The 13,970-nt window shown below is 34.4% G+C and carries 13 protein-coding genes and 1 riboswitch; all 13 genes read right to left on the bottom strand.

Annotated features, from left to right (window positions below; genetic code table 11):
• Nucleotides 1-592: 592 nt before the first annotated feature.
• The 13 genes from AC4BB5_RS07930 to mutM all read right to left on the bottom strand — a co-directional run bounded on the left by AC4BB5_RS07930 (nucleotide 593) and on the right by mutM (nucleotide 13,891).
• Nucleotides 593-982, bottom strand: coding sequence for a DUF3887 domain-containing protein (locus tag AC4BB5_RS07930; RefSeq protein WP_490458809.1), 390 nt, complete (start codon nucleotides 980-982; stop codon nucleotides 593-595).
• Nucleotides 979-1,668, bottom strand: coding sequence for a YhfC family glutamic-type intramembrane protease (locus AC4BB5_RS07925; protein ID WP_490458808.1), 690 nt, complete (start codon nucleotides 1,666-1,668; stop codon nucleotides 979-981). Before AC4BB5_RS07925 ends, AC4BB5_RS07930 begins: the two co-directional genes overlap by 4 nt.
• Before the next feature lie 108 nt (nucleotides 1,669-1,776).
• Nucleotides 1,777-3,102, bottom strand: a complete 1,326-nt coding sequence (locus AC4BB5_RS07920; RefSeq protein WP_490458807.1) for a GHKL domain-containing protein — start codon at nucleotides 3,100-3,102, stop codon at nucleotides 1,777-1,779.
• A 39-nt stretch (nucleotides 3,103-3,141) separates the two neighbouring features.
• On the bottom strand, nucleotides 3,142-3,873 hold the full coding sequence (locus AC4BB5_RS07915; protein WP_490458806.1) for a LytR/AlgR family response regulator transcription factor: 732 nt from the start codon (nucleotides 3,871-3,873) through the stop codon (nucleotides 3,142-3,144).
• A gap of 175 nt (nucleotides 3,874-4,048) precedes the next feature.
• Complete coding sequence (gene mgtA / locus AC4BB5_RS07910) at nucleotides 4,049-6,709, bottom strand: magnesium-translocating P-type ATPase (protein ID WP_490458805.1); 2,661 nt, start codon at nucleotides 6,707-6,709, stop codon at nucleotides 4,049-4,051.
• A 231-nt stretch (nucleotides 6,710-6,940) separates the two neighbouring features.
• Nucleotides 6,941-7,441 carry a GNAT family N-acetyltransferase gene (locus tag AC4BB5_RS07905; protein WP_490458804.1) on the bottom strand — a complete coding sequence of 167 codons (501 nt, stop codon included), beginning with the start codon at nucleotides 7,439-7,441 and terminating at the stop codon, nucleotides 6,941-6,943.
• A gap of 29 nt (nucleotides 7,442-7,470) precedes the next feature.
• On the bottom strand, nucleotides 7,471-8,127 hold the full coding sequence (locus AC4BB5_RS07900) for an MgtC/SapB family protein (RefSeq protein WP_490458803.1): 657 nt from the start codon (nucleotides 8,125-8,127) through the stop codon (nucleotides 7,471-7,473).
• 224 nt (nucleotides 8,128-8,351) lie between these two features.
• Nucleotides 8,352-8,522, bottom strand: a riboswitch (M-box (ykoK) riboswitch).
• 159 nt (nucleotides 8,523-8,681) lie between these two features.
• Nucleotides 8,682-9,146, bottom strand: a complete 465-nt coding sequence (locus AC4BB5_RS07895) for a hypothetical protein (protein WP_490458802.1) — start codon at nucleotides 9,144-9,146, stop codon at nucleotides 8,682-8,684.
• A gap of 101 nt (nucleotides 9,147-9,247) precedes the next feature.
• The gene (gene dnaI, locus AC4BB5_RS07890) at nucleotides 9,248-10,177 is read right to left on the bottom strand and encodes a primosomal protein DnaI (protein WP_490458801.1); all 930 of its coding nucleotides are present in this window, start codon (nucleotides 10,175-10,177) and stop codon (nucleotides 9,248-9,250) included.
• Entirely contained in the window at nucleotides 10,177-11,583 is a 1,407-nt protein-coding gene (locus AC4BB5_RS07885; RefSeq protein WP_490458800.1) for a replication initiation and membrane attachment family protein, read from the bottom strand. The genes dnaI and AC4BB5_RS07885 overlap by 1 nt, the downstream gene beginning before the upstream one ends.
• A gap of 12 nt (nucleotides 11,584-11,595) precedes the next feature.
• Complete coding sequence (gene nrdR, locus AC4BB5_RS07880) at nucleotides 11,596-12,081, bottom strand: transcriptional regulator NrdR (RefSeq protein WP_025868683.1); 486 nt, start codon at nucleotides 12,079-12,081, stop codon at nucleotides 11,596-11,598.
• A gap of 376 nt (nucleotides 12,082-12,457) precedes the next feature.
• Nucleotides 12,458-13,051 carry a dephospho-CoA kinase gene (gene coaE / locus AC4BB5_RS07875; RefSeq protein ID WP_490458799.1) on the bottom strand — a complete coding sequence of 198 codons (594 nt, stop codon included), beginning with the start codon at nucleotides 13,049-13,051 and terminating at the stop codon, nucleotides 12,458-12,460.
• Between the two features lie 3 nt (nucleotides 13,052-13,054).
• Nucleotides 13,055-13,891: a DNA-formamidopyrimidine glycosylase gene (gene mutM, locus AC4BB5_RS07870; RefSeq protein ID WP_490458798.1), complete on the bottom strand. Its 837-nt coding sequence runs from the start codon at nucleotides 13,889-13,891 to the stop codon at nucleotides 13,055-13,057.
• Nucleotides 13,892-13,970 lie beyond the last annotated feature (79 nt).

The following is a 13,970-nucleotide window of genomic DNA, read 5'->3' as shown; positions in this document are numbered from 1 at the left end:
CTAAATTTAAAAGTATAACGAGCTTGTCCAGCCTGGGCAGAAAAATATGAGAGTACTGCTTTCTGCCACAATCAAATTTTATCTTTTCCAAAAGGCTAGCTCGTATAACTAGATAATGTTAAAAGCTGAGCAGCCTTGACAGGATAATAGATTTGTAGTTTTTCCCGCAAGACTTACCTACACTATAATATAGTATCGTTTATTTTCTAAAAAGACATTAGGTCTTTTGTACTATTTTTACAAGGTCTATAGTCTGATTAATTTTGACCTTATGAAACAATTATACTCATTTGGTCAGTAAAGGTCAAATAAAAACTATCTTATTTTGACAAATTCGTCACCTCTGTTTTCATGATACAACTTATACGTTTTTTCGCAAATATTATTATCTTTCTTAAAAAAAGGGGATTGGGACATAACTTTTTCAGTCATCTCTCAACCCCTCAAAATTTGAATAAACAGTGATAATAGTATGATCGGCTTTGAGTCAATAATACACAATCTAAATTAGCTGAAAGAGAGTGCTTCCTCTTGTCATTAGGCGCTTGAAAGTACGCTTTGTCTAGTCTCACTCTATACGAATCGCAACTTTTTATTTAATGAAAAAACCCTCTAACTTTTCTTTTTCATTAATAGAAATTGTAAAAACTCTTTTATCCTTTTCATACTTAGCAACTAAAACGACTACATAAAAATCATCTTTCTTTTCAACCGTGCTTTTGTCAAATGATTTAAAATTCCCCGATTTTTCAAGAAGTGGAGCAACCGCCTTTTCAAACTCTGTTTTATCCAACTGTTTTAATAATTGATCTGAAAAAGAATCACTCGCTTTTTCATAGTTTCCATCATTTATTGACATTACAACTTCCTCAGCTTTAGCTGTCATTTTATTTGATGTCTCTTGATCAACTTTTTCCCCGCAAGCAGCTAATAACATAATTCCAGTAAATATAATAATAATTGATGACATTGTTTTTTTCATTTTATTATACTCCATTCTCTCTTTAATTTTGAAACATAAAAAAACAGACACATGACAATAATTCCAAAAATAATTTCCGTTAGAATAGGCGATCCATTACTAACAAATTGCACAATAACAACCACTGAATCAACCACAGCATGTAAAAATATTGCTAACCATAGAAAGTTAGGCTTGTTTTCTTTTATACTTTTCATCACGATGATTGATAACTCAAGATGAAGAGACATTGCCAGTGCTCTCTCCAAACTTCCCCAAACAAAATCACTATTTACAATACTTTGACTATTTGTAGTAGTAAGGAAAGCAAGAGTACTTATACCTAAAAACAAAAAAGCTTCAATTCCGCCATGACCTAATCCAAAAAACACAGCAGTTTGAAAAGAATTATTCTTTTTCAAGAAATATCTCATGATACAATACCTGCCCACTTCTTCAAAAATCCCTGCAGTTATAGCTAAAAAAAATATATACAGGGTTGGATGGAGTGTTTGGAAAAGGTTAAAGCCAATACTATTTTTTGATAATAGTTGTAATAACGGAATTCTTAGTGCTAATTGAAAAACGATAAATGTCAAGACACCTAAAAGAAACGCTTTTACATACTGCTGTCTCACAAAACAATAGATAAAAACAGCCACTGGAAAAATACCACCAACACTTAATGCTATTAAAGCACTAAACAATTTACTCACCTTCTTCACATAGATCATTTCAACGTAAGTATACAGTGTCTCCAATATTCTGTAATAGTTTTTTCATAAGTGGTTCTTTTTCGATCATAGGTGGTTTGATTAGCTTTTATTGATTTTCAATATTTGCATAAAATAAGGTCGTTCTATGACTGTTTCAAGCATTATATTCGCTGAGTGATTTACAATCTGCTCCAACGAAAATAACCCATAGCCTCTTCGATTTTCTTTATCTTCTTTAGTTGATTCAGACTTTTGGAACAATTTATCTACAGCCATTATATTTTTTGAACAACTATTTTTTACGACAAAAAATTGATTATCCTCTACTTCAAAAAAAGCAATAACCAATTCTTTTTCATGAGATACGGCCGCTTCCTCAATAGCATTATCAATTATGATAGATACGCTTCTAATAAAATCCACCAGATCAATGTATACTTTTGTTATTTCTCTAGGTATATCTACAGTAACATTTAAGTTTTGCTGACAAGCATCAATAACCTTTACGCTCAAAACACTTTTGATTTCAACAATCTTTATATTGGTCAATTTAGTCAGTTCAAGTTCTTTATTAGAAATTATTTGTGAAGTAGGTTTAATTGTGTCATTATACACTTGTTGAATTTGCTCGAAATCCTTAAATCGAATACTTTCATCTAAGGAAAGAAGTATATTCAGATAATCGTGCCGGAAAGTGGCTAGTTCCTCATGAAGTATTTCCAACTTCTCTGTATATTGCTTCATTTCATAATATTCCGCTTCTTTTTGCTTTTCTAAGCGTTTCTTATTGGCAAGTTTAAAACTATAATAAAAGAAAAAAAGAGCCAATCCAAAAGCCAAGATCAACAATGGGTACGCAATTGATTCAAATTGCCAAAAATAGTGTTGAAAAAAAGTGGATTGCGGATTAAAAGCTGCAAAAAGAAAAAAATTGCAAATTAAAATAAATATGATACTTAAATAAAGCATCGGACTTTCAACTAAATAAGCAAACACTCGGCTGATTTTTTTTCGGAGAACCATCAATAAACCGAACATAATCAACACGACAACCAAAGGAAGTACGATAAAGGTCGATAAATAAATTGGTAATGATGAATAAATCAAAAGCCAACTAAAAATTTTATTTAGTTCACTTTGCAAAAAAGTAATCAAAAAAACGGTTAATCCAGAAAAATAAATATTTTCAACTATCGATAACTTATGCTGCTTTTGACTTAATCCAACATAAAATAACAACAAAAAAATAGCAAAGACCGAATAAATATTGTGACCACTGCTATTAAAAAATCCCGTAACAATAGTCAACACAGCATTTATGATGAGAAGTTTGATCCTTCTGATTTTGCTATTGATTAACTCTAAATAAAATATGAAATAAACAAATCCAATGACTAAACTTGTACTTAAAGTGATTATCCCCATCTTTACCTACCAACCATTCTATTTCTTTTCTAATCATTTTTATCGTGCTCTCCAGCGTTCAATCACTGATTTTAAAAGCCGCCTTGAGACTGGAATTTTCATCTCGTTTGATAAAATCAATTCACGTTCATTAGAATCTATTTCAACAATTTTATCCAAATTAACAACATATGATTGATGGCAACGCATAAAGTGACTCTTTTTTAGCTCAACTTCTTTCAATTCACCATAAAAACGTAATGAGCGATTTTTTGTAAAAAGCGCTAGGCGATGTGCTTCAGTTGTCATTACATAATAGAAATCTGAAATTGGAACTTTTATTTTTGAATGAGTGTTGTCAACGATTAAATAATCATCAACAACTTGTTTTTGGTTCAACTCTTGGTATTTTATTAGACATTTTTCAACTTCTATTTTCAAGACTTCAGGCTCAGTCATTTTGTCTATAAATGCTAAAGCCGATACCATATATTGATAAGATATCGGAGCAAATTCTGAATGAGTAGTTATAAAAACAATTAAGCCTCTCTCATCAATGGAGCGAATTTTCTTAGCAATATCAAAACCATGATATGTTGATTTTTTAATTTCAATATCAAGAAAATAAAGGTTTTGCGTTATTGATTTTGACATCTGTTCTGTAATTTGTTCCCCTTTATTCGTAACGTGAATTTCATCATAATCGATACCCTTTTCCTGACAAACTTCTCTGACTAACTTTTTTAATGCTTGTGCTTGGATAACATCATCTTCCAAAATAAAAATGCTCATCTATTTTCATTCCTCAATCAACTTATAGTTATTTTAAAAACTAACTCAATTATACAAGCTTTCTTACAAAAATACAGGTCACAATCGATAAAATAAAAACAAAGACAAAAATCCAATAGATAATTTTTGCCTCTGCTATTATTTAGTTAAAATTCGAATACGTAATCTTTATTTTTTACAACAACTCACCAAATCGTCTTACATAGAATTTTTTTACGATCATGACTAAAATCAAGTAACTAACTATCGTCAAACCTAACCATGCAAAATAATTTAATGATAATTCAGCTAAGCCTAGACTTTTACCAAATCCTGTAAATGGTAAAATCGTTCCAACGGCAATTCCTAATGAAGTAATCGTGGTTAGAATAAAAGAGGCCCGGCTTTGTATAAATGGCATTTTAGGCGTCCGTAATGTATGGATCACCAAGGTTTGTGACCAAAGTGATTCAACAAACCAACCCGCATGAAAAATTGCTATAAATGTCGCTTGTTGTGCTGGATCTAAGTCTTGATAGTTGCCACCAACCAATTGTGGACAGATAACAAAGTACATTAATAAATACGTCGTAATATCAAAAACTGAGCTAGTGGGGCCTAACCACGTCATAAACGAACCGATTTTTGAAGCCTCCCACTTCTTAGGTTGCTCCAAATATTCATCATCCACATGATCCCATGGAATCGACATGCAAGAAATATCATAAATCAAATTTAAAAACAGCAATTGCAATGGCAACATTGGTAAGAATGGTAAAAAGATACTGGCAACAACGACTGAAAACATGTTTCCGAAATTGGAACTTGCTGTCATTTTGACATATTTCATGATATTCCCAAAAGTTGTTCTCCCTGCTAATAGACCACGCTCAAGAACCATCAAGTCTTTTTCCAACAAGATGACATCTGCAGATTCTTTCGCAATATCTACAGCTGTGTCAACAGAAATACCCACATCAGCTTCTTTCATCGCAGGCGCATCATTGATTCCATCACCCATGAAACCAACCGTATGTCCAGCTTCTCTTAACACCTGAACGATTCTCGTTTTTTGTTGAGGTGTTAATTTCACAAATATATTATACTTTTCTGCAATCGTTCTTAATTCAAAATCATTCATTCGTGTGATTTCATTACCAATGATCAGCTCTTCATTGGCTAATCCAACTTGTTTACACACAGATTTTGTCACTAACGCATTATCACCTGTCAAAACTTTAACACCGACTCCATGATTTTTTAACGTTTCTAAAGCTGCTTTTGTCGTTTCTTTTGGAGGATCAAGAAAGGCAAGATAGCCGATTAAAACCATTTCATTTTCATCAGAAACAGAAAATTCATCAATCGTTGCTGGATTTGTTTTTTGAGAAACCGCCAATACACGTAATCCGTCTTCATTTAATTCTTCAACTGTTTTTAAAATTTCATTTTTAAGTCCTTCAGTTAAAGGCATAACTGCACCTTGATAATCAACGAAGCTTGAAATGTCCAACATTTCTTCTACGGCACCTTTTGTGATCATTTGCGTTTTTCCAGAAGTATCTTCGATCACGACACTCATGCGACGACGTTTAAAATCAAATGGAATTTCATCTACTTTTCGATAATCAGAAGGATCGATTGATAGCTCTGATTTCGCTACATCAATGATGGCAACATCCATTAAATTTTTCAATCCTGTTTGATAATAGCTATTGAAAAAAGCATGGCGTAATACGCGGCTGTCTTCTTTTCCAGCACAATCTAAATGATATTCTAGGATAATTTTGTCTTGGGTTAGTGTCCCTGTTTTATCTGTACATAAAATATCGATTGCACCAAAGTTTTGAATCGCATTCAAGTTTTTAATGATCGTTCCTTTTTTCGCCATGCTTGAAGCACCTTTTACAAGATTAGTTGTAACAATCATCGGTAACATTTCTGGTGTCAATCCAACTGCAACAGATAACCCAAAAAGAAAGGCTTCAACCCAATCGCCCTTTGTTAGGCCATTGATCAAAAATACTGCCGGTGCCATCACTAACATAAACCGAATCAACAACCATGACGTTCTACTAATCCCCACTTCAAAATTTGTTTGAGGATTTTTATTGGAAACATCTTGCGCTACTTTACCAAAAAGTGTATCGTTTCCTACTGAAACGATAATGCCTTCCGCGCTACCACTTATGACATTACTGCCCATAAAAACGATGTTCTCGTATTCTGTTTCAACACTATTCACCTTTAATTTATAGTCTGCTCTTTTTTCTACAGGATAACTCTCACCAGTCATAGCCGATTGAGAAACAAATAAATCTTTGGTTTTCGTTAGTCGTATATCAGCTGGAATCATGTCTCCTGCCGATAATTTTACGATATCTCCGCAAACAATTTCTTCTATTGGCAATTCAACTGTCTTCTTTCTACGAATGACAGTTGCTGTAACTTTTACCAAATTATTCAATTTTTCGGCTGCTTGATTTGATTTAACTGATTGAATCAAGGTCATAGTTCCACTAATCAAAACCATTGCTAAAATAATCAATACACCGACAAGATCACGATCAGCTGGCGGTGCAATCACATAATCAGTGATAAATGAAATGATTGCCAACGTAAGCAAGACAATTGTAAAAGGGGTAAAATAGGCTTTGATTATTTCAATGAACAATGGTGTTTTTTTACCATGTGTAATGACATTTTCTCCGTATTCTTCTCTAGATAGGACAGCTTGTTGATGTGTTAATCCTCCTTTTGAAGCGTTGAAATACGTGATGATATTTTCTATCGAGTTTCTTGCAAAATATTCATAGGATTGATTACTCTTTTTTGTTACTAGTACTCTTTTCTCCATTTATTTCTCCTTCTTTCTAAAACTCTGATCACTGAAATGGTAACCGCTGCCTCTACACAATCGTTCATTCAATTTCAATGATTTGGTATTTTTAGGGGACGGACTAATGGAAAAAGAAGTACTGTTATCGGAGGAAGCTACTTGACTATACTAGAAACAAATAGACAATAGTATCCACATATTTTTAACAACAGGCTCTTTTTACATAAGTCCTTGATCATCTGACTACTGTCATCCATTTGTTTCCATCTCCTTTAGTGTTATATATTTAATAATTTCTGGCTTTCCTGCATTCTTTTTAGTATTGAGCTTTTTCTCAAATTTTTTTAAGATCACTTGACCATCTGAAAAGGAATTCCCGATACTACGATACCCAAAATGATCATAAAACCCCCAAGCTTGCTTGCGTCCAGTTAAAAATATAGATTGAAAATTCATAAGCTCTGCAAGGTTTTCAGCAAATTCAAGTAATTTTTTCCCTACACCAAATCCTTGATAATTTTCATTGATGGCCACTTGTTTGATTTGAGCAATTGTTTGGTTTTTCTTTGAAAGAAGTAACGTTCCCACAACACTTCCATCAATCATCGCTGCCATGTGAATATCCTTTTTTTCATTTAAGGGAACCTCCTTGATCCACGCTTTACCTGCAGTTGTTTTTAATAATTTATTTCTTAAATCTATTCCTGACCAATATTCTTCGCTGTTCCAATTTACGATTTTTACCCTCACTGTTTTACCATATTGATTCCTCCGTTCTTTTAGTTATTCATTTGATTGATTTCTATGACTTCTGATAACTGAGATAATTCTGAAATAATCGTATTTACTGCAAGTGTCCCATTCCTTGTTGCTTCGATTTCCAAAAATAGTCGAACTTTTTTTCCAGCTAAATCTGTACAAGAAAATTTAGTGAACGTTAAACAGTACTTGTCCAACAACTGGATAATCTCTGTTCTAAGCATAACTTCGCTAGTATTACTTGCAATAACGGACAGATAATGAACCGAGTCTGTTTGTTCCTCTTCTCTTTGAACGGTGTAGTCATCTATTTTGAACGATAAATTCCTTAACAAAATATTGACTAGCATTAAAATGATTGCACACACGACTCCTTCGATCACAAATCCAGCCCCAATCATACTGCCAACTGCTGCTGAGCACCATAAAGTTGCCGCTGTGTTGACGCCAGTCACACTAAATCCTTCCCTTAAAATCACTCCTCCAGCAAGAAATCCAATCCCGCTGACCACTTGCGCTGCTACTCGTGTTGGACTACTGTCGTCTTGAATCAAAGAAGATAATGAAACAAATTGACATGAACCGAATGTTACTAAGGTCATCGTTCTCATGCCAGCTAATTTTTTTCGCCACTGTCTTTCTGCCCCAATGATCATTCCTGCAAAAATACTGGCCATAATGTTTATTAAAAATTCATATCTTTGCTCCTTTCTTGGATTTGCTTTTTAATGGCGTTCTCTTGGTCTTTTCGTTCGTCAAGTACTGTTCATCATCTACTCTGCCTTTCGATCAATCATAGTGATTCACAGCATTTTTCCTGCGACGAATCTTTGATGAAAAAGCAAAAAACCTTCCGCCAAAACTCAGCGGAAGGTCATAAATAAGCGCACAAAAAAAAGCCTGCATGATCTAGTCGTTGAGTTTTGGCACTATACAACGTAAAAAGCAGAGCTTTTAGCTACCTTATGAAAAGCCTTGTAATCGACAATCCCTGTTCTACCCATTGGCATCTCTCGATGTTTTTGGGCAGTAGCCTGTGTTTGTATAGGAGCCTCACCTAACAAATCTATTTAGTTATCTTACAGGTGCCACTATACCATCGTTGTAAAACAAATGTCAATATTTTTTTATTTATTTCAAAAAATATTTTTGATTTAAGAGTAAAAAGCAAGTAACCACTACTACAAGACGTATATCTGTCGTCATCATAGCAGCGGTCACCTTATATTTATTAAATTTTTTCAACTTCAATCACTGAATTTCCGGCTACTTGTGGCGGAATCGACATTGTCATTGCAGGTAAACCGACGAGTGTAAATTTAATTTTATCTCCTGATTTCAAATCATTCTCTGCGACACCATCAGCAAATTGCTCTTTTGAGATATTCAGAATAACACCATCATTTTTCATCATACCAACGATTTTTTCTGGATCTTCGATTGCTTCAACTTCCTTTAAAACCAAACGAGTCGAATGATCCACCGTATCATTTTCTTTAGCATCTTCAACTAAAATTGCTGTAAACACTGATCTTGCTTGTTCATTGTTTTTAGATGTTTCTTCCGTTGTTTTACTTTGCTTACTACTCATAGAGGTTTTTTCACTTCCTTTTGGTGAGTCTTCCTTATTCTTCGTACATGCGCCTAAAGAAGCCAATGAGAAAATTGTTAGTATTGTTAATGCGATTTTTTTCATAGATTTTCCTCCAATACTGATACTTTATTATAAGCTATACTCTCTGTGGTAGTCCATCATCATCCTTTACCATCAAAAAAAGCCGTCTAGTAAATAGACAGCTAACCATTTCTACGATCATTCCCTGACATCGTTATTTCTTGTGCTAAATAGCGAATACGTTCCATGATTCGACGAGCCTTTAAAGGTTCTTGTTCGCCACGTTGCGTCACAGATAAGTGCTTTTCTAAATCTTTTAAATCAAGGTTGGATGAAAAAAACGTCACTAATTGTTCCTGCATTCGATATTGTAAAATAACGCTTAACACGTCATCTCTAATCCACGAAGTCATTGATTCTGCACCCAAATCATCAATCATTAAAACAGGTGATTTTTTGACAGCATCCAATTTAGGCCCAACCATATCTTTACCGATTGCTTGTTTCATTTCAACTGTAAAGGTTGGAAAATGAACAATCGTTGTGACAAACCCACGTTCAGCTAAGCTGTTGGCAATTGCACCGAGTAAGAAGGATTTACCTACGCCAAATGTTCCTTGTAAATAAAGACCTTTATGAAATTCTTTTGGATTAGAAGTATACTCGTTTAAAAATTTCATTGTTTCTGCCATGGCTTGAGCACGCCCTTGAGATGCTGTGTCAAATCTACTTAAACTTGCTTCTCGAACATCTTTCGGCATATCCATTGCTCGAACTCTTTTGCGAATCTCATCTTCTCTTTGTTTGGCAATTAGTGCTTCTGTTGGAACGTATGTAACATCAATATAATGGAAATTCAAGGTTAATTTAGGTTCATATCCAGGAGCGATCATTGTTGGGTCGTTCAATTGGTACTTGCGTTTTTCTTGAACAAACTCATATAATTTTGAATAACTTTTCCGAATATCATCATCCGTCAATCGTTCACGATTTTCCTGAATAAAGGTTTGGACATCGGTATCTTTCAATACAACCTCAACTAACTCATTATATCGCTCACCCATATCTCTGCTTTGAATGATTCTTGACATCTCTTTCCCTACATCTTCCATTAATTTCCACCACCTTTATTTAAAAAATCTTGAATTTCTTTATCAAGACGCGCTTGTTCCTCTTTGGATAATTTCTGCTCCTCTACAGGATTCTCTACCCAATCTGGTAAAGTCTCTTGACGAATCGGTCGATTATTTTGGCCATAGCGCTGTCTTGTTTGCTTTTGTTCTTTGCCTTTTTTAGCGATTTCACGTACATGCTCGATTGCCTTTTCAGGTGAGAAGATACCACTTTGCGCCCATTCATTAGCAATCCGATTTACATAATCAGCTTTTAGTGTTGGTTGTTTTTGAATATTGTAAACGTAATTGATCAAAACGTTGATTACGCTATTAGGCAAGCCAGATTTACTCACTAAATATTTGACCAATGAACGTTCTTGAGGCGTTGTATACCCCCCACGTTCATTTTTTAATGCCTCCAAATAATTGAGAGGGAAGTTTTTTTCGCTATCCATGATCATCTGGATATCTTGGGTTGAAAGACCATTCATTTTTAGTGAGTTATAGCGATAGGTTTGTTGATCCTCAGCAGATAAATCAACGGACTCATTCTTTTGAAACTCACTAATTCTTTGTTTTTTATCTGGATCATAGGTTCGATAGACCGCTCTTTCAAAGTCTTTGACATCAATCTTGCTTGTATAATAATCAAATGACTTGGAACAAAAATCGATCATATCCAATTCAGTGATCCCAAATAATTTATGAAAAACAAAAACTTCCTCTTTGAATCCATTGCTATTATCAGGCAATTTAATTCCAAGTTTTTCGATTCCTTGAACAAAATACGCCCAATCAAAACTTTCATCAACTGCACTGACGGTTTGTGCTGGTCGCGGATCGATAAAAGATTGCTCCATTCTGCTTAACTGCTCACTTTCAGAAATAATTTGCTCCTCTTTGAAAGTATACACATCTTTAAACCCAACTGAAATTTCTTCATAACCTGTTAAATTTACGAATGTTGGTTTAAATCGATCAAATAATTTATCTAATTTTCTTTGTCCTACACTGTTTAAAAGTGTCAATGACAAGACTTCATCTTTAAAAAAGCGTTCAGCCGTTTCAGGATGATTCAAGCGATATAAGAAATGCACACCTAACTCAGCATCGTTTTTAAAAAAAGTCGATAATAATCCGATTCCTTCTAACTTCTTTCTTGCTACTTCGATTTGTTTTATACTCATATCCATCATCGTAATCAAATCAGCATGAAAAAGTGATTCGCTAATGCTTGTTCCTTCTACTTCTGATAAAAGTGTCACATACAAACTGAAAGCCTCAGCCCCAATAATCGGCTGATACAAAAGGGTCAGTATCATTTGCTCTTGATTGGATAAGGGGTAGGGAATTGCTGCTTGAAAAATACTTTTAGGATGGACTTCTTTCCAATTGTCTTTCAAGGAAAGACCTCCTTATTCATTCGTTGTATCTGAATTTGAAGATTTTGCTTTATCTACGATACCTTGCAATTCTTTTAAAAATACACTCATATCTTTAAATTGACGATATACACTGGCAAATCGAATATAAGCAATTTCATCTAAATTGACCAAATCTTCCATGACATATTCGCCGACTAAAGTAGTTGAGACTTCATTTTCCCCCAAACTACGCACGCGATTCTCAACATTATCTACGATTTGTTCCATTTGTTCCATGGCAACTGGGCGCTTTTCAGCTGATCGAATCAAGCCACGCAAAATTTTCTCTCTATTAAATTCTTCCCGATCACCATTCTTCTTGATAACGAGCAATGGAGCTGCTTCGATCCGTTCAAATGTTGTGAATCGGTAATTACAATTTTCACATTCTCTGCGGCGACGAATCGCACGACCATCATCCGCTTGACGGCTATCAATTACACGGGAATTATTATGATGACATCTTGGACAACGCATAGTATTCACCTCATTCTACCTTATATTATCTATTTTTAAAGTTTAGTTTTAGTTTGTTATCTATATTATAACATGAAATGCTTGAGAAACCAGACATTTACAATCACTTCTTAAGCATTTTTTTCTGATTAAAGAAAACAGATTTAATAACAAGTTCCTAATTTCAATAAAATCAAGTAGGTCCGTTAACCAACCAATTATTTAGACTTAATCCGTCGCTTACTAGTTATCTAAAAAAACAATTTCCGCTTGAAAATTAGAATTTATTGAATCCACCACTAATAATTAGTTTATTGTGTTATATGTATCGGTAAAGAAGACATAGAAATAAAATTTTCTACGTCTTCGTTGTCAGTTATTTAAATATGTTATATAATCAAGAAATATTTTCTGATACCCATTTCTTCACTATTTTTTCCGTCGCCAACTTAGTACCTTGATTATCAAAAATAATATCAGCTTTTTGTTTTTTTATTTCAATTGATAACTGACTATTTATTCGCTGTTCTGCTTCCTTATCAGTTAAATGATCTCGTTTTTTTAAACGAGCCAACTGAATTCTTTCTGGAACATACACCACCGCAACTATATCTACAAATTTCTCATAACCGCCTTCATATAGTAATGGGATATCAACTACTACTAATGCGGAGTTATTCTTTTTCTGATTAATCTGAGATAAAATCTCTTCTCTCAAAAAAATAGAAAGTACTTCATTTAATCTTTTTCTTTGAGATTTATCAGAAAAAATAATCTCACCTAATTTTTTGCGATCTAATGATCCATCTGGATTAAGTATCTCTGGACCAAAACTTGCAACGACTTCTGCCAAAGCTGGCATCCCCACTTCAACAATTTCTCGAGCAATTACATCTGCATCTACTATTGGAAAACCCAAGCTTTTAAAAACATTCACAACTGTACTTTTCCCTGTTGCGATACCTCCTGTCAGGCCTAGTACTACCCCCATCAATCAATTCCTCACTTTCAATGTTTGACACTTAGGGCAAAAATGGGTCCCTCGCTGAGCAACTTTAATTTTCTTGATTGGTGTTGCACATCTTGGACAAGGTTTTTCTGTCTGACCATAGACATTTAGCGAAACTTGAAATGTACCTGCCTCACCAAGAGCATTCAAATAACTGCGAATTGTCGTCCCACCTGCTTCAACTGCCCGTCCAAGAACATCTATAATTGCGTGATATAACCGTTCGACTTCCTTTGGTTTTAAAGTATCTGCCGGCTGCTCTGGATGAATCTTCGCTTCCCATAGCGCTTCATCTACATAGATATTACCTAAACCTGTCACTAAACGCTGATCTAATAATAACGGTTTAACTGCTTTATGGTGTCTTTTTAACCCTGTCCGAAATTCTGATAATTTAAAATGGGTAGGAATCGGTTCTGGGCCTAGCGCTAAAATTCCTTTATATTTTTCTCCTTGGTCTTTCGCCACTAAAACCATCCGCCCAAACTTACGAACATCGAGATATCGTAATTCCGTTCCGTCTGTAAATGTGAAAATTACGTGCGTATGTTTCGTTCGTTCATCTTCTGGATTATGCGTTTCATATTTCCCTTCCATTCGTAAATGGGAAATCATATCATAATTTGTTAATTTGAAAATCAAAAATTTCCCTCTGCGTTTCATTTTCTCAATCTTCTGACCGATCAACCGGTGCGCAAAAATTTCAGGGTCAGGTGATTCTATAATCCTCGGCCACAAAATAGTGACGGCTTCGATCGTCTTTCCAACAACAAGTTTTTCCAATCCTTTTCGGACCGTTTCAACTTCTGGCAATTCCGGCATATTTTATCTCTCCTTAGAAGAAAAAGACCGAAACGAACGAAGCAATGCTTGAAACACTTTTTCGTTTAGTCAGTCTTTT

Source organism: Enterococcus sp. AMC1252 (assembly GCF_058216515.1).
This window is presented reverse-complemented; position numbering and strand designations above follow the sequence as displayed.